The following is a 20,351-nucleotide window of genomic DNA, read 5'->3' as shown; positions in this document are numbered from 1 at the left end:
GAAGTCCCGGGCGCCCTCGGCGGCGTACGTGACGGGCGGGTCAGCCCTTCTTCGCGGAGTCGGCGCCGTCCTTCACGGCCTCGGCGTCCTTCGCGTCCTCCGGGGCGTGCGTGTCCCCGGCGGTCCCGGTGGGCTTGGTGAGGTCGGGGGCGTCGGTCTTCCCGGCGGTGTCCGCACCGTCCGCATCGTCCGCGTCGTCGGTTCCGGCGTCCGCGGAGGCGGCCCCGGCGTCCTGCTTCGCGTCCTTCTCCCCGGCGGTCCCGTCGGTCCCGGCGTCACCGGCGGCGGTCTCCGCGCCGGGCTCCACCACGGCCTCCCGGCCCGGCCGCTTCCGCGCCGAGAGCACCATGTACACCACGGCGAGCAGGAACACCACGAGCGCGGTCCAGTTGTTCAGCCGCAGGCCCAGGATGTGGTGGGCGTCGTCGACGCGCATGTACTCGATCCAGAACCGGCCCGCGCAGTACGCGGCGACGTACAGGGCGAAGGCTCGCCCGTGGCCCAGCCGGAAGCGCCGGTCGGCCCAGATGACGAGCAGCGCGACACCGATGCACCACAGCGACTCGTACAGGAAGGTCGGGTGGTAGGTGCCCGGCACCCGGCCGTCGGCCGTCGAGGTGATCTCCACGGCCCACGGCAGGTCGGTCGCCTTGCCGTACAGCTCCTGGTTGAACCAGTTGCCCCAGCGGCCGATGGCCTGCGCGAGAGCGATGCCGGGGGCGACGGCGTCGGCGTACGCGGGCATCGGGACACCCCGGCGCCGGGCACCGATCCAGGCGCCCACCGCGCCGAACGCGATCGCGCCCCAGATGCCGAGCCCGCCCTCCCAGATCTTGAACGCGTCGACCCAGTCACGGCCCTCGCTGAAGTACAGCTGGTAGTCCGTGATCACGTGGTAGAGGCGTCCGCCGATCAGGCCGAAGGGAACGGCCCAGACCGCGATGTCGGCCACCGTGCCGGGCCGCCCGCCCCGGGCGATCCAGCGCTTGTTGCCGAGCCAGACGGCAACGAAGACGCCGATGATGATGCAGAACGCGTAGCCGCGCAGCGGGATGGGGCCGAGGTGCAGCACCCCGCGCGACGGGCTGGGAATGAAGGCAAGTTCCATGGCAGGGTCGACGCTACCGTGTCGGACGCGGGGCGCGGTGGGCAGCCCGGCTACGGGTCCGTAACGAGCGGGCGCGCTACTTGTTCGCCTCCTCCACCATCTGCTTGAGCTTGGCCGGGGTCATGGAGCGGTCCTGGTAGATGTTCTTGCCGTCCAGGAGGACCGTGGGGGTGCCGCTGAAGCCGCCGTTCTGGAAGGCCTTGTTGGACTTCTCCACCCAGCTGTTGTGCTTGCCGTTCTTCAGGCACTCCTGGAACAGGGTGGTGTCGAGGCCGTCGACCTTGCCCGCCAGGTCGAGGAGCTTGTCCTCGTCGGCGAAGGCGTCCTCGGTCTCCGGCGGCTGGTTGTCGTACAACACGTCGTGGTAGGCGGGGAACTTCCCGGCGTCCTGGGCGCAGGCCGCGGCGTTGGCCGCCTTGCGCGAGCCGGTGCCGCCCATGTTGCCGTCGATGATGGTCGCGAGGTGGTACTCGACCTTGAGCTGCCCGGCGTCGGTCAGCTCGTGGACGGTGTCGCGGTACGCCAGCTCGAAGGCCTTGCAGGCCGGGCAGCGGAAGTCCTCCCAGATGGTGAGCGTCGACTTGGCGCTCTCCTTGCCGACGGGGATCGCCAGGCCGTCCTTGCCCTGGGCCCCCGAGGGCGCCACGACCGGACCGGCCGACTCGCTGCCGTCGTCCTTGCCCGCGTTGGCCGCGACCACGCCGATCACCGCCGCGAGTCCCAGCACGCAGACCACGCTCGCGCCGACGATCAGCGCGCGGCGGCGCTTGTCCCTGGACTTCTGCTTCTCGCGCTCGGCCGCCAGCTTCTCGCGGGCGCCGCGCTTTCCCTGTCGGTTCTTCTCGCTCACACCCCGCAGAACGAACCGGGGAGGCGCAGCGCGCCTCCCCGGTCCCAGGTCCACTCGTACGAGGGACCTCTGTGCTGGGCCCGTTCCCGGGCCCGGCGTCACGCCTGTCCGCGCACGCCCTTCGCCAGGTCGGCGGCGAGCGCGCGGACGCCCTCCAGGCCGGCCGCGTCGTCGGGCGCGTCCAGCATCCGCTTGACGAACGCCGAGCCGACGATCACGCCGTCGGCGAACCGGGCGACCTCGGCGGCCTGCGCGGCGTTGGAGACGCCGAGGCCGACGCAGACCGGGGTGTCGGTGGTGGCGCGGGTGCGCCGCACCAGGTCCTCGGCCTGCGCCCCGACCGACTCGCGGGTGCCGGTGACGCCCATGAGGGAGGCCGCGTAGACGAAGCCGCTGCCGGCCGCGGTGATCTCGGCGAGGCGCGCGTCCCTGCTGCTGGGCGCGACCACGAAGACCGTGGCCAGCCCGTGCTTGTCGGCGTGCTCCCGCCACAGGGCCGACTCCTGGACGGGCAGGTCGGGCAGGATGCACCCGGCGCCGCCCGCCTCGGCCAGCTCGGCGGTGAAGCGCTCCACGCCGTAGCGGTCGATCGGGTTCCAGTACGTCATGACGAGGATCGGCTTGCCGGTGGCCTCGTGCGCCTCGCGGACCGTGCGCATCACGTCGGCGATCCGCACGCCGCCGCGCAGGGCGATGTCGTCGGCGGTCTGGATCACCGGCCCGTCGAGCACCGGGTCGCTGTGCGGCAGGCCCACCTCGACGACGTCGGCGCCGCCGTCGAGCGCGGCCTTGACCGCCGCGATGCCGCCCGTGACGGTCGGGAACCCGGCCGGGAGGTAGGCGATCAGGGCGGCGCGGCCCTCGGACTTCGCGGCCGCGAGGGTGTCGTCCAGCAGCTGTACGTTCCCGCTCACTTGGCGTCCCCCTCGATCTCCGCGGCGCCGGTCTCGTCGGCGGCGACCTCGGCGTCGGTGTCGTACAGCCCGAAGTAGCGGGCGGCGGTGTCCATGTCCTTGTCGCCGCGGCCGGACAGGTTGACCACGATCAGCCCGTCCCTGCCCAGCTCCTTGCCGACCTCCAGGGCACCGGCCAGCGCGTGGGCGCTCTCGATGGCCGGGATGATGCCCTCGGTGCGCGACAGCAGGCGCAGGGCCTGCATGGCGGCGTCGTCGGTGACCGCGCGGTACTCGCCGCGGCCGGAGTCCTTGAGGTAGGCGTGCTCGGGTCCGATGCCCGGGTAGTCCAGGCCGGCCGAGATCGAGTACGGCTCGGTGATCTGGCCCTCGTCGTCCTGGAGGACGTAGGACCGGGAGCCGTGCAGGATGCCGGGCTCGCCCGCGGTCAGGGTGGCCGCGTGCTCGCCGGTCTCGACGCCGTGCCCGGCGGGCTCGCAGCCGATGAGGCGGACGTCCGCGTCGGGGATGAAGGCGTGGAAGAGGCCGATGGCGTTGGAGCCGCCGCCGACGCAGGCGATCGCGGCGTCGGGCAGGCGTCCGGCCTGCTCCAGGAGCTGGCGGCGGGCCTCGACGCCGATGACCCGGTGGAAGTCGCGGACCATCGCCGGGAAGGGGTGGGGACCCGCGACGGTGCCGAACAGGTAGTGGGTGCGGTCGACGTTGGCGACCCAGTCGCGGAACGCCTCGTTGATCGCGTCCTTCAGCGTGCGGCTGCCGGACTTCACGGCGATGACCTCGGCGCCGAGCATGCGCATACGGGCCACGTTGAGGGCCTGGCGCTGGGTGTCGATCTCGCCCATGTAGATGGTGCAGTCGAGGCCGAAGAGGGCGCAGGCGGTGGCCGTGGCCACACCGTGCTGGCCGGCGCCGGTCTCGGCGATGACGCGGGTCTTGCCCATGCGCTTGGTGAGCAGGGCCTGGCCGAGCACGTTGTTGATCTTGTGCGAGCCGGTGTGGTTCAGGTCCTCGCGCTTGAGGAAGATCCTGGCTCCGCCGGCCTCGGCGGCGAAGCGCGGTACCTCGGTGAGGGAGGAGGGGCGGCCGGTGTAGTGGACCAGGAGGTCGTCCAGCTCCCGGGCGAACTCGGGGTCGGACTTGGCCTTGTCGTACTCGACGGCGACCTCGTCGACGGCGGCGACGAGGGCCTCGGGGATGAACTTGCCGCCGAAGGCGCCGAAGTAGCCCTCTGCGGAGGGGACTTGGCCCTCCGGGTCGGGGATGAAGAAGGTGCTGGGCATGCGGGTACCTCACGGTGAGTGTCTGGTGGGGACTAATCGCCGTGGGGGCGGGGACCATGTGTCGGCCACCGGCCGCCGTGGCGGGCCGGTCGCGCAGTTCCCCGCACCCCTATGGGGCGCGTCGCCATCGCATGCCGTTGACCTGACCCGGTTCGTCGCCGATGACGTACCGCACCCGGCGGCCGTGCACCCGGCGTGCGGGCGCGCGGCAGCCGCGGGGCCGGCAGCCGCGCGCGAGGCGGGCGTACGGGTCCCGGGGGGCCGGAGCGAGTGCGGGAGTCATCGGGCTCAGCTTACCGGCGGGTCAGCCCCGGCCGTGGCGGAGTGCGGGATGCTCGCCGGCCGCCACCAGGTCGGAGACCGCCGTCTTGGGGTCGCGGCCGGTGACCAGGGACTCGCCGACCAGGACGGCGTCGGCGCCCTCGTTGGCGTAGGCGATCAGGTCGTGCGGGCCGCGGACGCCGGACTCGGCGACCTTGACGATGTGCGCGGGGATCTCCGGGGCGACCCGCTCGAACGTGCCGCGGTCGACCTCGAGCGTCTTCAGGTTGCGCGCGTTGACGCCGATGACCTTGGCGCCCGCGTCCACCGCGCGCTCGACCTCGTCCTCGTCGTGCACCTCGACCAGCGGGGTGAGTCCGATGGACTCGGCGCGCTCGATCAGCGACTCCAGGGCCGGCTGTTCGAGGGCCGCGACGATCAGCAGCACGAGGTCGGCGCCGTGGGCGCGGGCCTCCCACAGCTGGTACGAGGTGACGACGAAGTCCTTGCGCAGCACGGGGATGTCCACGCGCGCGCGGACCGCGTCCAGGTCGGCCAGCGAGCCGCCGAAGCGGCGCTCCTCGGTGAGGACGGAGATGACGGCCGCGCCGCCCGCCTCGTAGTCGGCGGCGAGCCCGGCCGGGTCGGCGATGGCCGCGAGCGCGCCCTTGGAGGGGCTGGAGCGCTTGACCTCGCAGATGACCTTGACGCCGTCGCCGCGCAGCGCGGACACGCCGTCCTTCGCGGGGCGGGCCTTGGCCGCGCGCTCCTTGAGCTCGTCGAGGCCGACGCGCGCCTGCCGCTCCGCGAGGTCGGCACGGACTCCGTCGATGATCTCGTCGAGCACACTCACGCGAGCGGCCCCCTTTCAGACGGCGAAACGTGTGGTCACTGTGATGGTATCCGGAGCCGGGCACCGGTCCCGCATCCGGCCGATCCGGGTCCCACTGGGTGGACGTTCCGTGGATGATCAAGGAAGGAGCCAGCCGCCGAACGGCAGGTTCCGGACAACGGTGAAGACCAGCAGCAACGTCCCCAGGGTCCACAGGTGGACCGGCCCGAGGTCGATGCGCACCGGACGCCCCCGGGCCGCGCGGACCACCCAGACGGTCCACAGGACGGCGAAGCCCAGATAGGCGAGGACGGCGGGCGCGTTGGCGTGCAGCGCGGCGGTCAGGTCGCCGTGCACGAAGGAGTGGGCGCTGCGCAGGCCGCCGCAGCCGGGGCAGTAGACGCCCGTGAAACGCAGCAGGGGGCAGACGGGGTAGTGGCCGGGCTCGTAGGGGTCCACGCTCCCCACGTAGGCGAAGGCCCCGGCGACGGCCGCGAGCACTCCGGCCGGGACGGCCAGGCGCAGGACCGCGCCGCGGGGCCGGAGGGTGCCGGTGCCGGTCCGCATGGGTTTCCCGCTCTCGACGTCCACGCCCGCATTCTGCCCCCGGCGGCCCCCGCGCGCACGTGAGGGGCGGTCACCGGCACCCCTGTGCCGGTCCGCCCCTCAGGAGGTCCGTGACCGCCGTGCCCGGTGGTCAGCCCTTGGCGCCGGCCTGCGCGCGCTCGCCGCTGACCTGGTGCACGGGGTGGTTCTGCTTCGGCTGGCCGAGGCCCATCATCTTCATGATGTAGCCGACGACACCGCCGAGGAGCACGACCGCCAGGCCGGCCCAGAAACCCCACGGCTGGGCGGCCACCATGAACATGCCCGCGATGCAGAAACCGATGAAGGAGATGATGACACCGGTCCAGGCGGCCGGGGTGTGACCGTGGCTGCTGCCCGCCATTGCTTGCTCCTCGTTGCTGTGTGCCATGTCTGAGCAGGACGCTCGCACCCATTGTCCCGCACGGGGGCACGCGCCGTGAGCGGGGGTGCTCCGGCGGGTGAACACGCGGTTCGGGCGGTCAGGCGCTGGTGGGGTCCTCGCCGCGGTCGATGGCCTTCCACAGGTCCTCGGGGCGGTCCGGGTCGACGGTCTGCGGCCTGCGGCGCGGGCGCGGGGTGCCGTCGCGCTCGTAGCGGCCGGACATCGCGGGCCACTGGCGGCCGTAGCGCAGCGCGAGCAGCCCGGCCAGCAGGAGCAGCGCACCGCCCACGGCCGCGACGTACGGCCACGCGGTGTGGGAGAGCACGTCGACGGTGGCCGAGGTGTCACCGGCCGCCTTGGCGGCCTGGTCGTCCAGGGCCGAGCTGTCGGAGGCGCCCGCCAGGGCGGCGGCGACGGTGCCCGCGCCGCTGAGCGCGAGCACGGCGGCGACGGCGAAGCGGCCGGCGCGGCGGACGGCGAAGACGGCGACGAGCGCGGCGAGGCCGACTATGGCGAGCGCCGCGGGTACGCCCGTGACGTCGCTGCCCTTGGCGGTCAGGGTGAACGCGCCGCCGGCCACCGTCGCGGTGCCCTCCGCCCACTCCTGCCGGGTGGCGAGCAGGGCGACGGCGGCGCCGAGCGCGCCGCACATCAGGGCGACGGCGAGGCTCCGGCGGCCGGCCCGGGCGGGTCCTGCGGCTGGGGTGCGGGGGTGAGGAACGGCTGTCACGTACTCCACTATCACCCGAACCCCGGGCGAACCGTCACCCGGGGTTCGCATTGGGGGCGTGAGAATCGCCCCACCCCTCCGGCCGGTTGCCCCTATTGCGCCAGCCGGTTGGCCGTGTGTACGGCCCGCAGCACGGCCGCCGCCTTGTTGCGGCACTCGGTGTCCTCGGCGACCGGGTCGGAGTCGGCGACGACGCCGGCGCCCGCCTGGACGTAGGCGGTGCCGTCACGCAGCAGCGCCGTGCGGATGGCGATGGCGGTGTCGGAGTCGCCCGCGAAGTCGAGGTAGCCGACGCAGCCGCCGTACAGGCCGCGCCGGGAGGGTTCGAGTTCGTCGATGATCTGAAGGGCGCGCGGCTTGGGCGCGCCGGAGAGGGTGCCGGCCGGGAAGCAGGCGGTGAGGACGTCGAAGGCGGTGCGGCCCGGGGCGACCCGTCCGGTGACCGTCGAGACGATGTGCATGACGTGCGAATACCGCTCGACGGACATGAAGTCGACGACCTCGACCGAGCCGGGCTCGCAGACGCGTCCCAGGTCGTTGCGGCCGAGGTCGACGAGCATCAGGTGCTCGGCGCGCTCCTTGGGGTCGGCGAGCAGTTCGTCGGCGAGGGCCTGGTCCTCCTGCGGGGTGGCGCCGCGCGGGCGGGTGCCGGCGATGGGGTGCACCAGGGCGCGTCCGCCCTCGACCTTGACCAGGGCCTCGGGGGACGAGCCGACGACGTCGAAGCCGTCGAGGCGGAGCAGGTACATGTACGGCGAGGGGTTGGTGGCCCGCAGGACCCGGTACACGTCGAGCGCGCTCGCCGTGCAGGGCGTCTCGAACCGCTGGGAGGGGACGACCTGGAAGGCCTCGCCCGCGCGGATGCGCTCCTTGATGTCCTCGACGGCGTCCTGGAAGTCGGGGCCGCCCCACAGCGCGGTGTACTCGGGCAGCTCGGAGGGCGGCAGCGCGGCCGGGGGCTGGGCCACCGCGCGCGTGAGGTCGGCCTCCATGGCGTCCAGGCGGGCGATCGCGTCGGCGTAGGCCTCGTCGACGCCGGTCTCCAGGTCGTTGTGGTTGATCGCGTTGGCGATCAGCAGGACCGAGCCCTCCCAGTGGTCCATGACGGCGAGGTCGCTGGTGAGCAGCATGGTCAGCTCGGGGAGCCTCAGGTCGTCGCGCTCCCCCGGGCCGACCTTCTCCAGGCGGCGCACGATGTCGTAGCCGAGGTAGCCGACCAGGCCGCCGGTGAAGGGCGGCAGGCCGAGGTCGTGGGCGAGGTCGCGCGGGGTGTGCAGGGCCTCGACGGTGGCCCGCAGGGCGGCGAGCGGGTCGCCGTCGGTGGGGACGCCGACGGGCGGGGTGCCCTGCCAGTGGGCCTGCCCGTCCCGCTCGGTGAGGGTGGCGGCGCTGCGGACGCCGACGAAGGAGTACCTGGACCAGGACCGGCCGTTCTCCGCGGACTCCAGCAGGAAGGTGCCGGGGCGCTCGGCGGCGAGCTTGCGGTACAGGGCCACGGGGGTGTCGCCGTCGGCGAGGAGCTTGCGGCCGACCGGGATCACCCGGCGGTCGGCGGCGAGCTTGCGGAAGGTCTCGAGGTCCATGTCGTCCATGGCGGCAGACCCTACTGACCCGCACCGGGCGCGTCGGTGCCCGCGGCGTCTTCGGCGTCTTCGGCGAGGAGCACGTCGGTGTCGAAGCAGGTGCGTGTGCCGGTGTGGCAGGCGGCGCCCACCTGGTCGACCTTGACGAGCACGGTGTCGGCGTCGCAGTCAAGGGCGACGGACTTCACCCACTGGAAGTGCCCCGAGGTGTCGCCCTTGACCCAGTACTCCCGGCGGCTGCGCGACCAGTAGGTGCAGCGGCCGGTCGTCAGCGTGCGGTGCAGTGCCTCGTCGTCCATCCAGCCGAGCATCAGCACCTCGCCGGTGTCGTACTGCTGGGCGATGGCGGGCAGGAGGCCGTCGGCGCTGCGCTTGAGCCGGTCGGCGATCTCGGAGGCGAGCGGGCCGGACCGCCCGGGGCCGCCGCTGGTGGGGGAGCTGCTGGTCATGCGCCCATTGTGCCGCGCGGGACGGACACGCTTCCGGGATGTCCATTGGGCGGACCCGGCGGGCCGCCGTAGGCTGACTCCATGTCGACCTTCGCCAAGCGTGAACGACTTCTGCTCGCGGACCTGTTGGAGACGGCGGGTCCGGACGCCCCTACCCTGTGCGAGGGCTGGCGGACCCGTGATCTGGCCGCGCACGTGGTGGTGCGCGAACGGCGCCCGGACGCGGCCGGAGGCGCCCTGATCAAGCCGCTGGCCTCCCGCCTCCACCGGGTGAGGGAGGAGTACGGCGCGAAGCCGTACGAGGAACTGCTCCAGCTGATCCGCACGGGCCCGCCGCGCTTCTCCCCCTTCCAGCTCAAGCAGGTGGACGAGGCGGCGAACACGGTCGAGTTCTACGTCCACGCCGAGGACGTCCGCCGCGCCCAGCCCGACTGGTCGCCGCGCGAGCTGGACCCGGTCTTCCAGGACGCCCTGTGGTCCCGTCTGGAGCGCGCCGCCCGCCTGATGGGCCGGGGCATCCCGACGGGTCTGGTGCTGCGCCGTCCCAACGGCCAGACGACCGTCGCCCACCGGGGCACGCCGGTGGTGACGGCGACGGGCGAGCCGTCCGAGCTGCTGCTGTTCGCGTACGGCCGGCAGAGCGCCGCGAAGGTGGAGCTGGAGGGCGAGCAGGACGCCATCGCCAAGCTGCGGGAGACCAAGCAGCTCGGGATCTGATCCCCGGGTCGCTCACTTCGGCAGCTCGGCCCGCCGTACGCCCGGCGCGCACAGGGCGACGACCCCGCCGAGGCCGCAGACCACGGCGCTGACGGCGAAGACGGGGCCGGTGCCCCAGGCGCCGATGGCGGCGGCCGACAGGGGCATGCTCAGCGGCGCGATCCCCAGGCTGACGATGCCTCCGACGGCGGTGACGCGGCCCAGGTAGGCGGGGTCGGACTGGGTTTGCAGCAGGGCGCCGCACATGGCGCCGCTGAGCCCGGTGAGCAGGCCGATGAGCAGCGCCGTGCCGACGGCCGCGGGGAGGCCGGGCGCGTGGGCCAGGGCGGCGATCGCGGCCGCGCCGGGGATGATGGCGCCGGCGGCGACGCACCCGGCGCGCGGCAGGCGTCCCCGTACGGTCAGCAGCAGGGCGGCGGCTCCGGCGCCCGTCCCGAACCCCGCGAGCACCCAGCCCATCCCGGAGGCGCCCCAGCCCCGCTCGTCCGCGAGCAGGGTGAGGCCCACGTTGAGGGGGCCGACGAAGCCGAGGTCGCCCAGGGCGATGGTCACCATGAGCGGGCCGAGGACGCGGTGCCGGCGGACGTAGCGGAGCCCGCCCACCAGGTCCCGCCAGGCGGTGGTCCCCCGCGCGGTGGGCGCGTCGTCGGCGGGCAGGTCGCGCATCCGTACGGAGACCAGCAGCGGCAGGGACACGGCGATCAGCAGTCCGGCGAACGCGAAGGCCGCCGCCGCGCCGCCGAGCGCCACGCCGAGTCCGCCGAGCGGTGCGCCCACGACGGCGGCGAAGCGCACGGCGAGACCGCGCAGTCCCTGGACGCGGGCGAGCTGGTCCTTGGAGGTGATCCGCGCCGGGAGGGCCCCGACCGCGGGCAGGAACACGGCGTCGACGGTGCCGAAGACAAGGGCGAGCAGGGCGAGGAGCCACAGCCCGGGGTCGGCCGCGAAGAGCACGGCGGCGACGGCGAGGACCGCGCCGCACCGTACGGCGTCGCTGCCGATGACGACCCGGCGCGGCCCGAGCCGGTCGGCGACCACTCCCCCGCCGAGCATGAGCAGCGCCCGGGGCACCGCACTGACGGCGGTGACGAGGCCGGCCTGCGCGGGGGTGCCGTTCTGCACGGCGGCCCAGGACAGCGCGAGAAAGAACACCATGTCGCCGACCATGGACGCGGTATAGGCACCGACCCAGCGCAGGACATTGGGGTCACGGTGGGCGGGGCGGCCGGGGGTGGACTCGATCCGGCGGTCGGATATGTCGGTGAGGTCGGACACCTGGTCAGGCGGCCCAGTCACGGAGCAGGCGGGCGGTTTCGTTGAGGTCGGCCTCGTCGCTGCGGATGTCGGAGACGAGTTTGGCCATCTCCCCGTACGGCAGCTCGAAGGGCATCCCGGCCTGCTCCATGTACTCCCAGGAGCAGGCCACACCGATGGAAGCGTTGTAGTCGGTGAAGGGCCTCAGTCGCAGCGCGGTGTGCAGAAACGTCGCGGCCCGCGCGGGCACCTCCTCGTAGTAGGGCTCACCGGCGACCCGCTCGTACCTGTGCCGCTCGACCATGCAGTGCAGCGCGCCCCAGTCCCGGATCGGCGTGTTCTGCGGTGACACGTTCACCTGGATGTTGAGGACCCAGCCGGTGTCCACATACAGCGTCACCGAAGCCCCCTCGGGAAGCGCTCCTCGAAGTCGGCCATGATCTCGCGGGCCTTCTTGGACGCCCCCTCCACGAACCGCTGCTTCTGCCGCCGGCGCACCACGTCCTCGGTCAGTATGTCGTGCGCCAGCCGCTTGATCGCGACGCCCTGCTCCTTGGCCTCCGCGCGCAGCTCGGCCAGCTCTTCCTCGGTGAACTCAATCGTGATCCCAGGCATATGAGCACCTTAGCGATAGCGAAACCGCAGCCACTACCGCCTTCACTACCAAGGGGGACCCTTCGAACTACCGAACGGGGTGCCCCGCCTCGCGCAGGGCGGTTTTCACCTCGCCGATCCGCAGGTCGCCGAAGTGGAAGACCGACGCCGCCAGTACCGCGTCCGCGCCCGCCTCGACCGCCGGGGCGAAGTGGGCGAGGCCGCCCGCGCCGCCCGAGGCGATGACCGGGACGGTCACGTGCTTGCGCACCGCCGCCAGCATCTCCAGGTCGTAGCCGTCCTTCGTGCCGTCCGCGTCCATCGAGTTGAGCAGGATCTCCCCCGCGCCCAGCTCGGCGGCCCGGTGCGCCCACTCGACCGCGTCGATGCCGGTGCCGCGCCGGCCGCCGTGGGTGGTCACCTCGAAGGTGCCGGCCTCGGTGCGGCGGGCGTCGACCGACAGCACGAGGACCTGCCGGCCGAACCGCTCGGCGATCTCGCGGATCAGGTCGGGGCGGGCGATGGCGGCCGTGTTCACGCCCACCTTGTCCGCACCGGCCCGCAGCAACTTGTCCACGTCGTCGGCGGTGCGCACCCCGCCGCCCACGGTCAGCGGGATGAACACCTGCTCGGCGGTGCGGCGCACCACGTCGTAGGTCGTCTCGCGGTCGCCCGACGAGGCGGTGATGTCCAGGAACGTCAGCTCGTCGGCGCCCTCGGCGTCGTACACCTTGGCCATCTCGACGGGGTCGCCCGCGTCGCGCAGGTTCTGGAAGTTGACGCCCTTGACGACCCGGCCGTTGTCCACGTCCAGGCAGGGGATGACTCGGACCGCCAGGGTCATGAATCCACGGCTCCTCTATACGCTTCCACTTCGACGGACACCAGCACCCGCGAGTCGATGAAGCCCTGCACGACCAGCAGGGTCGTGACCGGGCGTACGGAGTCGAACAGCTCCTTGTGGGCGCGGCCCACCGCGTCGACGTCACGGGAATGTGCCAGGCACACACGGGTCCGGATCACGGACTCGATGCCGAGCCCGAACTCGGCGAGGGCCTCGACGGCGAAGCCGAAGGCCACCTTCGTCTGCTCGTACGGGTCGCCCTCGCCGTGGAGCATGTCGCCCTTGGCGGCGGTGGTGCCCGCCACGATGACACGATCACCCGCCGCCACCGCCCGTGCGAAACCGAAGGACTCTTCCCAGGGACTTCCGCTCTGCACGCGGCGTACGGCTTCGGATGTCATGTGGACACAGCCTCCAGGGCCTCTTCCAGGGTGAACGCCTTCGCGTAGAGGGCCTTCCCGACGATGGCCCCCTCGACACCGTCCGGGACCAGCCCGGCGATCGCGCGCAGGTCGTCCAGGGAGGACACGCCGCCCGAGGCCACGACCGGGCGGTCGGTGGCGGCGCAGACGTTCTTCAGGAGCTCCAGGTTGGGGCCCTGAAGGGTGCCGTCCTTGGCGATGTCGGTGACGACGTACCGGGCGCAGCCCTCCTTGTTCAGGCGGTCCAGCGTCTCGTAGAGGTCACCGCCGTCGCGGGTCCAGCCCCGGCCGCGGAGCGTGGTGCCCCGTACGTCCAGGCCGACCGCGATCTTGTCGCCGTGCTCGGCGATGACCTTGGCGACCCACTCGGGGGTCTCCAGGGCGGCGGTGCCCAGGTTCACCCGGGTGCAGCCGGTGGCGAGGGCGGCGGCGAGGGTGTCGTCGTCGCGGATGCCGCCGGACAGCTCCACCTTGATGTCCATCGCCTTCGCGACCTCCGCGATCAGCGCGCGGTTGTCCCCGGTGCCGAACGCCGCGTCCAGGTCCACCAGGTGCAGCCACTCGGCGCCGGAGCGCTGCCAGGCGAGGGCGGCCTCCAGCGGGGAGCCGTAGGAGGTCTCGGTGCCGGACTCGCCGTGCACGAGGCGGACGGCCTGGCCGTCGCGGACGTCGACGGCGGGGAGGAGTTCGAACTTGCTCATCTCTACCGGGCTCATCTCTACAGGGTCTCGATCCAGTTGGTGAGGAGCTGGGCTCCGGCGTCACCGGACTTCTCGGGGTGGAACTGGGTGGCCCACAGCGCGCCGTTCTCCACGGCGGCCACGAAGGGCTCGCCGTGCGTGGCCCAGGTGACCCTGGGCGCGGCGATCAGCGGGTTGTGCGCCTCCTGGGTCCACTCGTGGACGGCGTAGGAGTGCACGAAGTAGAAGCGGGCGTCCGGGTCCAGGCCGGCGAAGAGCCGGGAGTCGGCCGGTGCCTCCACCGTGTTCCAGCCCATGTGGGGCACGACGTCGGCCTGGAGCGGTCCGACCGTGCCGGGCCACTCGTCCAGGCCCTCGGCCTCCACCTCGTGCTCGATGCCGCGGGTGAAGAGGATCTGCATGCCGACGCAGATGCCCATGACCGGGCGTCCGCCGGACAGCCTGCGGTCGACGATCCAGTCGCCGCGGGCGGCCTTGAGGCCGTCCATGCAGGCGGCGAAGGCGCCGACGCCGGGGACCAGCAGCCCGTCGGCGTTCATGGCCCGGTCGTAGTCGCGGGTGATCTCGACGTCGGCTCCCGCGCGCGCGAGGGCACGCTCGGCGGAACGGACGTTGCCGAAGCCGTAGTCGAAGACGACGACCTTCTTGGCGGCGGTCAACTCCACACCTCCAGCCTCAGGACGCCCGCGAGCAGACACATGCCGGCGCCGATGGAGAGCAGCACGATCAGGCCCCTGGGCATCTGCTGCTTGGCGAAGGAGTAGATGCCGCCGAGGAGGAAGAGACCGACGACGATCAGTGCGGTGGACGTACCGTTCATCGGTTACAGCGCGCCCTTCGTGGAAGGCAGGATGCCGGCCGCGCGGGGGTCGCGCTCCGAGGCGTAGCGCAGGGCCCGGGCCAGCGCCTTGAACTGGCACTCCACGATGTGGTGCGCGTTGCGTCCGTAGGGCACGTGCACGTGCAGGGCGACCTGGGCCTGGGCGACGAAGGACTCCAGGATGTGCCGGGTCATCGTCACGTCGTACTCGCCGATCATCGGCGCCATGTTCTCGGGCTCGGTGTGCACGAGGTAGGGGCGGCCGGAGAGGTCGACGGTGACCTGGGCGAGGGACTCGTCCAGCGGGACCGTGCAGTTGCCGAAGCGGTAGATGCCCACCTTGTCGCCGAGCGCCTGCTTGAAGGCGGCACCCAGCGCGAGGGCGGTGTCCTCGATGGTGTGGTGGGAGTCGATGTGCAGGTCGCCGTCGGTCTTCACGGTCAGGTCGAACAGACCGTGCCGGCCGAGCTGGTCGAGCATGTGGTCGTAGAAGCCGACGCCGGTGGCGATGTCGGTCTTGCCGGTGCCGTCGAGGTCGAGCTCGACGAGGACCGAGGTCTCCTTGGTGGTGCGCTCCACGCGCCCTACGCGGCTCATGTGTGCTGCTCCTTCTTGACTTCACGTACCGCGTCGAGGAACGCGTCGTTCTCCTGCGGGGTGCCGGCGGTGACCCGCAGCCAGCCCGGCACGCCGTTGTCCCGGACCAGGACGCCCCGGTCGAGGATCTTCCGCCAGGTCGCGTGGGAGTCCGTGAACCGCCCGAACTGGACGAAGTTGGCGTCGGACTCGGTCACCTCGTAGCCGATGGCCCGCAGTTCGGCGACCAGCCGGTCCCGCTCGGTCTTCAGCTGCTCCACGTACTTCAGCAGCGTGTCCGTGTGCTCCAGGGCGGCCAGCGCGGTCGCCTGGGTGACGGCCGACAGGTGGTACGGCAGCCGTACGAGCTGGACCGCGTCGACGACGGCGGGGTGCGCGGCGAGGTAGCCCAGGCGCAGGCCCGCCGCGCCGAACGCCTTCGACATGGTGCGCGAGACGACCAGGTTCGGCCGGCCGTCCAGCAGCGGCAGCAGGGAGGCGCCGTGGCTGAACTCGATGTACGCCTCGTCGACCACGACCATGGACGGCTTCGCCGCCTGGGCCGCCTCGTACAGGGCGAGGACCGTCTCGGCCGGGACCGCGTTGCCGGTGGGGTTGTTGGGGGTGGTGACGAAGACGACGTCCGGGCGGTGCTCGGCGATCGCCTGCTCGGCGGCGGGCACGTCGATGGTGAAGTCCTCGTGGCGCGGCCCGGAGATCCAGCCGGTGCCGGTGCCGCGCGCGATGAGGCCGTGCATCGAGTACGACGGCTCGAAGCCGATCGCGGTGCGGCCCGGCCCGCCGAAGGTCTGCAACAGCTGCTGGATGACCTCGTTGGAGCCGTTGGCCGCCCAGACGTTGCGCACGTCCAGGGGGTGCCCGGTGGTCTTCGTCAGGTACGCGGCGAGCTGGGTGCGCAGCTCGACCGCGTCCCGGTCGGGGTAGCGGTTGAGGTCGCGGGCGGCTTCGCGGACCCGCTCGGTGATCCGCTCGACCAGCGCGTCGGGCAGCGGGTACGGGTTCTCGTTGGTGTTCAGCCGTACCGGCACGTCCAGCTGGGGCGCGCCGTAGGGGGACTTGCCGCGCAGCTCGTCCCGTACGGGGAGATCGTCGATGCCGAACGTCACTTGCTCTCCGGGACCTTCCACTCGAACCTCGCCTTGATCGCCGCGCCGTGCGCGGGCAGGTCCTCCGCCTCCGCCAGCGTCACCACGTGCCGCGCGACCTCGGCGAGCGCGTCGCGCGTGTAGTCGACGATGTGGATGCCGCGCAGGAAGGACTGCACGGACAGGCCGGAGGAGTGGCAGGCGCAGCCGCCGGTGGGCAGGACGTGGTTGGACCCGGCCGCGTAGTCGCCGAGCGAGACGGGCGCCCAGGGGCCGACGAAGATCGCGCCGGCGTTCTTGACCCGGTCGGCGACGGCGGCGGCGTCGGCGGTCTGGATCTCCAGGTGCTCCGCGCCGTAGGCGTCGACCACGCGCAGGCCCTCGTCCAGGCCGTCGACGAGGACGATCGCGGACTGGCGGCCGGCGAGGGCCGGGCGGATCCGGTCCTCGATGTGCTTGGTCGCCTCGACCTGCGGCCGCAGTTCCTTGTCCACCGCGTCCGCCAGCTCCACGGAGTCGGTGACCAGGACGGCGGCGGCCAGCGGGTCGTGCTCGGCCTGGCTGATCAGGTCGGCGGCGATGTGCACCGGGTCGGCGGTCGAGTCCGCCAGGACGGCGATCTCGGTCGGGCCCGCCTCGGCGTCGATGCCGATCTTCCCGGTGAAGAAGCGCTTGGCGGCGGCGACCCAGATGTTGCCGGGGCCGGTGACCATGGCGGCGGGCGGGCAGGACTCGGTGCCGTAGGCGAACATCGCGACGGCGGTGGCGCCGCCGGCCGCGTACACCTCGTCCACGCCGAGCAGGGCGCAGGCGGCGAGGATGGTGGGGTGCGGGATGCCGCCGAACTCGGCCTGCGCGGGCGAGGCGAGCGCGATCGAGCCGACGCCGGCCTCCTGCGCGGGCACCACGTTCATGACGACGGACGACGGGTAGACCGACCGGCCGCCGGGCACGTAGAGCCCGACCCGCTCGACCGGCACCCACTTCTCGGTGACCGACCCGCCGGGCACCACCTGGGTGGTGTGCGTGCTGCGGCGCTGCTCGCGGTGGACGAGGCGGGCGCGGCGGATGGACTCCTCGAGCGCGGCGCGCACGGCCGGGTCGAGGCCCTCCAGCGCGCGAGTCAGCTCCTCGGCCGGGACCCGCACCCGTTCCAGCCGGACGCCGTCGAACTGCTCGGTGAAGTCGATCAGCGCCGCGTCCCCGCGATGGTGCACGGCCTCGCAGATCGGACGCACCTTCTCCAGGGCGGCCGAGACGTCGAAGTCGGCTCGGGGCAGCAGGTCGCGCAGGGCGGGGCCCTCGGGGAGGGCGTCGCCGCGCAGATCGATTCGGGAGATCACGGAACCAATTCTCTCAGACCCGCGTCCGGCACGGTCCGCGCGTATCAATGGCTGATACAGAACGCGACGGACCTCACGGCCCGCGGTGAACTCACGCGATCCGTGCTCACTTTGAGTGTTCGGAAGGTCACGCAGTGGGCATGAACGGTTGTACGAAGAGTGAGCGACCGACGAGTAGCCGGGGAGGGAGTGAAGCACCGTGACCGAGGGGGCCGGCCATCGTGACGGAGAGCTGCCGGACGACCTGACCATCGCCGAGGCCGGCATGTGGCAGGCGTTCCGCAACGGCAGCGTGTACGACCTGAGCAGCGGCGACCCGCTCGTCGACGACCCGCACGGCGGGCGTCCGTGGGGGCCGGAGCGGACCGTGCGGGCCCGCGTCGTGTGCTGGCTGCTCCTGGACGGTCCGCCGGCGCTCGCGGGCCGGGTGTCCTCGCTCCAGCTGGTGGGCGTGCGGATCAGCGACACGATGGATCTGGCGGGCGGCACGGTGGTGCCCTACGTCGAGCTGCGGCGCTGCCGCTTCGAGCGCGAGGTGCTGCTGCCGGAGACCCGGTTCACGACGGTGCGGCTGGTGGACTGCGCGGTGCCGCGCCTGGAGGCGGCCCGGCTGCACACCGAGGGCGACCTGCACCTGCCGCGCTCCCGCTTCCCGGGCGGCATCCGGCTCACGGACGCGCGCATAGGCACCGACCTGCTGCTCAACCAGGCGATCGTGCACCGGGACCGCAGCGGGCGTTCCATCGCCGCGGACGGCATGACGGTCGGGCAGGACCTCCAGGCCGAGATGCTGGAGTCGCACGGCGAGGTGAGCCTGCGCAGCGCCCAGGTCGGCGTGTCGCTGAGCCTGCGCGGCGCCCGGCTGCTGAACCCGTACACGCGGCACGCGCTGAACGCCCCGCAGCTGACGGTGGAGCGCACGCTGTACCTGACCCCGGCGGGCCTGGGCAGCCCGCTGCTGCGCGGCACCACCCCGGCGCAGGGCACCCGCATCCAGCGTTTCGAGTGCGAGGGCGGGGTGCGCCTCGACGACGGGCGGTTCGGCGACGCCCTGGACCTGGAGCACGCCCGGTTCACCTTCACCGACGACCAGGAGCTGTCGCTGCGCCGGGTGCAGACGCCCGAGCTGCGTTTCCTGGGCGAGCGTCCGGCGCGCGGGCGGGTGGTGCTGTCGGGGGCGCGGGTGGTCAACCTGATGGACCGGGCGGACAGCTGGCCGGGCCCCGGCCGGCTGCACATGGGCGGCTTCGCCTACGAGAACCTGGTGCCGCGCGGGCCGTTCCCGCTGGAGAAGCGGCTGCGCTGGGTGGGCGCCGCGACCGCCGAGTACCACCCGGAGCCGTACGAGCGCCTCGCCGCCGTGCTGCGGGCGGGCGGCGAGGACGAGGACGCCCGCGAGGTGCTGCTGGCCAAGCACCGCAGGCGCCGCGAGAGCCTGCCGGTCGCCGCGAAGCTGGTGGGCTACGCGCAGGACTGGACGGTGGCCTACGGCTACCGGCCGGGCCGGGCGGCGGTGTGGATGGCGGTGCTGTGGGCGGCCGGCTCCCTCGCCTTCGCCCGCGCGGAGCCGCCTCCGCTGAAGAGCGGCGAGCACCCGGACTGGAACCCGGCGCTTTTCGCCCTCGACCTCCTCCTCCCGGTGATCGACCTGGGCCAGGCGGCCTCCTGGCAGCTCCACGACGGCTGGCAGTGGCTGTCGACGGCCCTGGTCCTGCTGGGCTGGGTCCTGGCCACCACGGTGGCGGCGGGCGCCACCCGCCTGCTCCGCCGCAACTGACTCCGCCGGGACGGCCCCGGCCCGCCCCGGCGGCAGGACGGGCCCCGGACACCCGTCTCCCGGTGTGGGCTCGCACCCGGCGCCGCATGCCGCACAGGTGGTGCGGGTGGGTACACAGGTTCGGCCAAAGGCGGAGCCGGGGCCGCACAACCATCCCGAACCCTCGGCCGTCGTACTGGCCATGCTGCGCGCGTTCCTGCGGACCGCGACCGCCCGGGCCCGCTCCCGGTCGTCACGGCCCGCCCAAGACGACGACGTGCTCCTCGACGCCCCCGACGACCGCCTCGCCCCCGCCCTCGTCGCCGCGGCCCGGGGCGAGCACGGCCCCGCGGCCGGCCTGCTCGCCGGTACCCGCGAGAACGCCGAATGGGACCACCGCGACCGCTACGCGACCCGGCTCGCCGCCTTCGCCCGCTCCCGCTCCGAGTGGCTCGACGCCTGGCGTGCCGCCGCCCCGGACGACCCCGACGCCCTGCTGGTCGCGGCCCGGCTGACGGTCCACCGCGACTGGGACTCGCCGGCCCGCGCCGAACTGCTGCGCCAGGTGGTCCCCACCGTGGTGGCCGCCGCCGAGTCCGCCGGCCCCGACGACCCGGTGCCGTGGCGGACCGCCCTGGACGCCGCGCGGGGCGCGCGTGCCGGACACGCCGAGTTCGAGCGCCTGTGGGAGCAGGCGGTCCGGCGCTGCCCGCACCACTACGGCAGCCACGTCGCCGCCCTGGAGTACCTGGCCGCCGCCTCGCCCGACGCGCACGGCGAGTGCCTGGACTTCGCGGAGACGGCCGCCCAGGACGCCCCCGAGGACGCCCTCGTCCGGGCACTGCCGCTGCACGCGGCGCTCACCTGCCCGACGCCCACCGCCGTCCGCACCCACCGCCGCCGCCTGGACGCCGCCGCGGACCGCGCGATCGCCCTCTCCGCGGTGCACCCGGCGGCCGACCCCTGGGCGGCGGAGCTGCGGAACCTGCTCGTCCACGTCCTCGTCCGCCTGGAACGCCACCGGGACGCGGCGGAGCAGCTGCGGCTGACCGGCCCGTACGTCACGTCCTTCCCGTGGGACCGGGACACGGACGACCCGCTCGGCGGCTTCCTCCGGGTGCGCGCGGACGTCCGTGCGCGCGTGGCGTGAGCGGTCTCCGGGGCCGGTACGGCGTGTTCGGGACAGCCACGAAGTGGGCACGGCGGACGCGTCCGCCCCGGCGACCATTAGGCTTCTGCGT

The 20,351-nt window shown here is 73.1% G+C and carries 24 protein-coding genes and 1 pseudogene; 3 read left to right on the top strand and 22 right to left on the bottom strand.

What is annotated here, in order from left to right:
• Nucleotides 1–40 precede the first annotated feature (40 nt).
• The 11 genes from lgt to hisI all read right to left on the bottom strand — a co-directional run bounded on the left by lgt (nucleotide 41) and on the right by hisI (nucleotide 8,977).
• Nucleotides 41–1,108 carry a prolipoprotein diacylglyceryl transferase gene (gene lgt / locus ACIRGB_RS23760; protein ID WP_403868483.1) on the bottom strand — a complete coding sequence of 356 codons (1,068 nt, stop codon included), beginning with the start codon at nucleotides 1,106–1,108 and terminating at the stop codon, nucleotides 41–43.
• 76 nt (nucleotides 1,109–1,184) lie between these two features.
• On the bottom strand, nucleotides 1,185–1,958 hold the full coding sequence (locus ACIRGB_RS23755) for a DsbA family protein (protein ID WP_403868480.1): 774 nt from the start codon (nucleotides 1,956–1,958) through the stop codon (nucleotides 1,185–1,187).
• A 98-nt stretch (nucleotides 1,959–2,056) separates the two neighbouring features.
• Nucleotides 2,057–2,872: a tryptophan synthase subunit alpha gene (gene trpA, locus ACIRGB_RS23750; protein ID WP_403868477.1), complete on the bottom strand. Its 816-nt coding sequence runs from the start codon at nucleotides 2,870–2,872 to the stop codon at nucleotides 2,057–2,059.
• The gene (gene trpB, locus ACIRGB_RS23745) at nucleotides 2,869–4,152 is read right to left on the bottom strand and encodes a tryptophan synthase subunit beta (protein WP_403868474.1); all 1,284 of its coding nucleotides are present in this window, start codon (nucleotides 4,150–4,152) and stop codon (nucleotides 2,869–2,871) included. Before trpB ends, trpA begins: the two co-directional genes overlap by 4 nt.
• 109 nt (nucleotides 4,153–4,261) lie before the next feature.
• Nucleotides 4,262–4,435: a tryptophan biosynthesis modulator TrpM gene (gene trpM / locus ACIRGB_RS23740; RefSeq protein WP_403868471.1), complete on the bottom strand. Its 174-nt coding sequence runs from the start codon at nucleotides 4,433–4,435 to the stop codon at nucleotides 4,262–4,264.
• Nucleotides 4,436–4,456: 21 nt separating this feature from the next.
• Nucleotides 4,457–5,266, bottom strand: a complete 810-nt coding sequence (gene trpC / locus ACIRGB_RS23735; RefSeq protein WP_403868468.1) for an indole-3-glycerol phosphate synthase TrpC — start codon at nucleotides 5,264–5,266, stop codon at nucleotides 4,457–4,459.
• A 117-nt stretch (nucleotides 5,267–5,383) separates the two neighbouring features.
• Nucleotides 5,384–5,812 (bottom strand): DUF2752 domain-containing protein, encoded by a 429-nt coding sequence (locus tag ACIRGB_RS23730; RefSeq protein ID WP_403869111.1) that lies wholly within the window; start codon nucleotides 5,810–5,812, stop codon nucleotides 5,384–5,386.
• Between the two features lie 130 nt (nucleotides 5,813–5,942).
• The gene (locus ACIRGB_RS23725; RefSeq protein ID WP_356362990.1) at nucleotides 5,943–6,194 is read right to left on the bottom strand and encodes an HGxxPAAW family protein; all 252 of its coding nucleotides are present in this window, start codon (nucleotides 6,192–6,194) and stop codon (nucleotides 5,943–5,945) included.
• A gap of 118 nt (nucleotides 6,195–6,312) precedes the next feature.
• Nucleotides 6,313–6,954: a TIGR02234 family membrane protein gene (locus ACIRGB_RS23720; RefSeq protein ID WP_403868465.1), complete on the bottom strand. Its 642-nt coding sequence runs from the start codon at nucleotides 6,952–6,954 to the stop codon at nucleotides 6,313–6,315.
• 83 nt (nucleotides 6,955–7,037) lie between these two features.
• A complete protein-coding gene (locus ACIRGB_RS23715; protein WP_403869108.1) occupies nucleotides 7,038–8,528 on the bottom strand; it encodes an anthranilate synthase component I in 1,491 nt (496 codons plus the stop codon).
• Between the two features lie 20 nt (nucleotides 8,529–8,548).
• Complete coding sequence (hisI, locus tag ACIRGB_RS23710) at nucleotides 8,549–8,977, bottom strand: phosphoribosyl-AMP cyclohydrolase (RefSeq protein ID WP_403868462.1); 429 nt, start codon at nucleotides 8,975–8,977, stop codon at nucleotides 8,549–8,551.
• An 81-nt stretch (nucleotides 8,978–9,058) separates the two neighbouring features.
• Between hisI and ACIRGB_RS23705 the strand changes: the two genes are divergently transcribed.
• Nucleotides 9,059–9,694 carry a TIGR03085 family metal-binding protein gene (locus ACIRGB_RS23705; protein WP_403868459.1) on the top strand — a complete coding sequence of 212 codons (636 nt, stop codon included), beginning with the start codon at nucleotides 9,059–9,061 and terminating at the stop codon, nucleotides 9,692–9,694.
• A gap of 12 nt (nucleotides 9,695–9,706) precedes the next feature.
• Here ACIRGB_RS23705 and ACIRGB_RS23700 read toward each other — a convergent pair whose 3' ends face one another.
• From ACIRGB_RS23700 to hisD, 11 genes are all read right to left on the bottom strand, one after another.
• Entirely contained in the window at nucleotides 9,707–10,969 is a 1,263-nt protein-coding gene (locus tag ACIRGB_RS23700; protein WP_403868456.1) for an MFS transporter, read from the bottom strand.
• Between the two features lie 4 nt (nucleotides 10,970–10,973).
• A complete protein-coding gene (locus tag ACIRGB_RS23695) occupies nucleotides 10,974–11,348 on the bottom strand; it encodes a hypothetical protein (RefSeq protein WP_403868453.1) in 375 nt (124 codons plus the stop codon).
• Nucleotides 11,345–11,563 (bottom strand): hypothetical protein, encoded by a 219-nt coding sequence (locus ACIRGB_RS23690; protein ID WP_102932556.1) that lies wholly within the window; start codon nucleotides 11,561–11,563, stop codon nucleotides 11,345–11,347. Before ACIRGB_RS23690 ends, ACIRGB_RS23695 begins: the two co-directional genes overlap by 4 nt.
• Before the next feature lie 67 nt (nucleotides 11,564–11,630).
• Nucleotides 11,631–12,386, bottom strand: coding sequence for an imidazole glycerol phosphate synthase subunit HisF (hisF, locus tag ACIRGB_RS23685; protein ID WP_403868451.1), 756 nt, complete (start codon nucleotides 12,384–12,386; stop codon nucleotides 11,631–11,633).
• Nucleotides 12,383–12,787: a RidA family protein gene (locus ACIRGB_RS23680; protein WP_403868448.1), complete on the bottom strand. Its 405-nt coding sequence runs from the start codon at nucleotides 12,785–12,787 to the stop codon at nucleotides 12,383–12,385. Before ACIRGB_RS23680 ends, hisF begins: the two co-directional genes overlap by 4 nt.
• Nucleotides 12,784–13,509 (bottom strand): bifunctional 1-(5-phosphoribosyl)-5-((5-phosphoribosylamino)methylideneamino)imidazole-4-carboxamide isomerase/phosphoribosylanthranilate isomerase PriA, encoded by a 726-nt coding sequence (gene priA, locus ACIRGB_RS23675; RefSeq protein WP_403869105.1) that lies wholly within the window; start codon nucleotides 13,507–13,509, stop codon nucleotides 12,784–12,786. The genes ACIRGB_RS23680 and priA overlap by 4 nt, the downstream gene beginning before the upstream one ends.
• A 17-nt stretch (nucleotides 13,510–13,526) precedes the next feature.
• The gene (gene hisH / locus ACIRGB_RS23670; RefSeq protein ID WP_403869102.1) at nucleotides 13,527–14,168 is read right to left on the bottom strand and encodes an imidazole glycerol phosphate synthase subunit HisH; all 642 of its coding nucleotides are present in this window, start codon (nucleotides 14,166–14,168) and stop codon (nucleotides 13,527–13,529) included.
• A complete protein-coding gene (locus tag ACIRGB_RS23665) occupies nucleotides 14,165–14,329 on the bottom strand; it encodes a hypothetical protein (protein WP_403868446.1) in 165 nt (54 codons plus the stop codon). The genes hisH and ACIRGB_RS23665 overlap by 4 nt, the downstream gene beginning before the upstream one ends.
• 3 nt (nucleotides 14,330–14,332) lie before the next feature.
• The gene (gene hisB, locus ACIRGB_RS23660; RefSeq protein WP_403868443.1) at nucleotides 14,333–14,926 is read right to left on the bottom strand and encodes an imidazoleglycerol-phosphate dehydratase HisB; all 594 of its coding nucleotides are present in this window, start codon (nucleotides 14,924–14,926) and stop codon (nucleotides 14,333–14,335) included.
• Nucleotides 14,923–16,032 carry a histidinol-phosphate transaminase gene (locus tag ACIRGB_RS23655; protein ID WP_403868440.1) on the bottom strand — a complete coding sequence of 370 codons (1,110 nt, stop codon included), beginning with the start codon at nucleotides 16,030–16,032 and terminating at the stop codon, nucleotides 14,923–14,925. Before ACIRGB_RS23655 ends, hisB begins: the two co-directional genes overlap by 4 nt.
• The gene (gene hisD / locus ACIRGB_RS23650; RefSeq protein ID WP_403868437.1) at nucleotides 16,029–17,354 is read right to left on the bottom strand and encodes a histidinol dehydrogenase; all 1,326 of its coding nucleotides are present in this window, start codon (nucleotides 17,352–17,354) and stop codon (nucleotides 16,029–16,031) included. The genes ACIRGB_RS23655 and hisD overlap by 4 nt, the downstream gene beginning before the upstream one ends.
• Nucleotides 17,355–17,553: 199 nt before the next feature.
• Between hisD and ACIRGB_RS23645 the strand changes: the two genes are divergently transcribed.
• Nucleotides 17,554–19,131 carry an oxidoreductase gene (locus tag ACIRGB_RS23645; protein WP_403868434.1) on the top strand — a complete coding sequence of 526 codons (1,578 nt, stop codon included), beginning with the start codon at nucleotides 17,554–17,556 and terminating at the stop codon, nucleotides 19,129–19,131.
• Between the two features lie 181 nt (nucleotides 19,132–19,312).
• A pseudogene (locus ACIRGB_RS23640) lies at nucleotides 19,313–20,341 on the top strand (hypothetical protein).
• The last annotated feature ends 10 nt before the right edge of the window (nucleotides 20,342–20,351 follow it).

The organism is Streptomyces sp. NPDC102490, assembly GCF_044765285.1.
GTDB lineage: Bacteria > Actinomycetota > Actinomycetes > Streptomycetales > Streptomycetaceae > Streptomyces.
Note: the sequence above shows the minus strand (reverse complement) of the source record. Positions and strands in the feature narration are given on the sequence as shown.

Bases quoted from the DNA above. Each gene is read 5' to 3' on its own strand.
- lgt (WP_403868483.1), bottom strand. From the start codon at position 1,108: ATGGAACTTGCCTTCATTCCCAGCCCGTCGCGCGGGGTGCTGCACCTC.
- trpB (WP_403868474.1), bottom strand. From the start codon at position 4,152: ATGCCCAGCACCTTCTTCATCCCCGACCCGGAGGGCCAAGTCCCCTCC.
- trpM (WP_403868471.1), bottom strand. From the start codon at position 4,435: ATGACTCCCGCACTCGCTCCGGCCCCCCGGGACCCGTACGCCCGCCTC.
- ACIRGB_RS23730 (WP_403869111.1), bottom strand. From the start codon at position 5,812: ATGCGGACCGGCACCGGCACCCTCCGGCCCCGCGGCGCGGTCCTGCGC.
- ACIRGB_RS23725 (WP_356362990.1), bottom strand. From the start codon at position 6,194: ATGGCGGGCAGCAGCCACGGTCACACCCCGGCCGCCTGGACCGGTGTC.
- ACIRGB_RS23715 (WP_403869108.1), bottom strand. From the start codon at position 8,528: ATGGACCTCGAGACCTTCCGCAAGCTCGCCGCCGACCGCCGGGTGATC.
- hisI (WP_403868462.1), bottom strand. From the start codon at position 8,977: ATGACCAGCAGCTCCCCCACCAGCGGCGGCCCCGGGCGGTCCGGCCCG.
- ACIRGB_RS23705 (WP_403868459.1), top strand. From the start codon at position 9,059: ATGTCGACCTTCGCCAAGCGTGAACGACTTCTGCTCGCGGACCTGTTG.
- ACIRGB_RS23690 (WP_102932556.1), bottom strand. From the start codon at position 11,563: ATGCCTGGGATCACGATTGAGTTCACCGAGGAAGAGCTGGCCGAGCTG.
- hisF (WP_403868451.1), bottom strand. From the start codon at position 12,386: ATGACCCTGGCGGTCCGAGTCATCCCCTGCCTGGACGTGGACAACGGC.
- ACIRGB_RS23680 (WP_403868448.1), bottom strand. From the start codon at position 12,787: ATGACATCCGAAGCCGTACGCCGCGTGCAGAGCGGAAGTCCCTGGGAA.
- priA (WP_403869105.1), bottom strand. From the start codon at position 13,509: ATGAGCAAGTTCGAACTCCTCCCCGCCGTCGACGTCCGCGACGGCCAG.
- ACIRGB_RS23665 (WP_403868446.1), bottom strand. From the start codon at position 14,329: ATGAACGGTACGTCCACCGCACTGATCGTCGTCGGTCTCTTCCTCCTC.
- hisB (WP_403868443.1), bottom strand. From the start codon at position 14,926: ATGAGCCGCGTAGGGCGCGTGGAGCGCACCACCAAGGAGACCTCGGTC.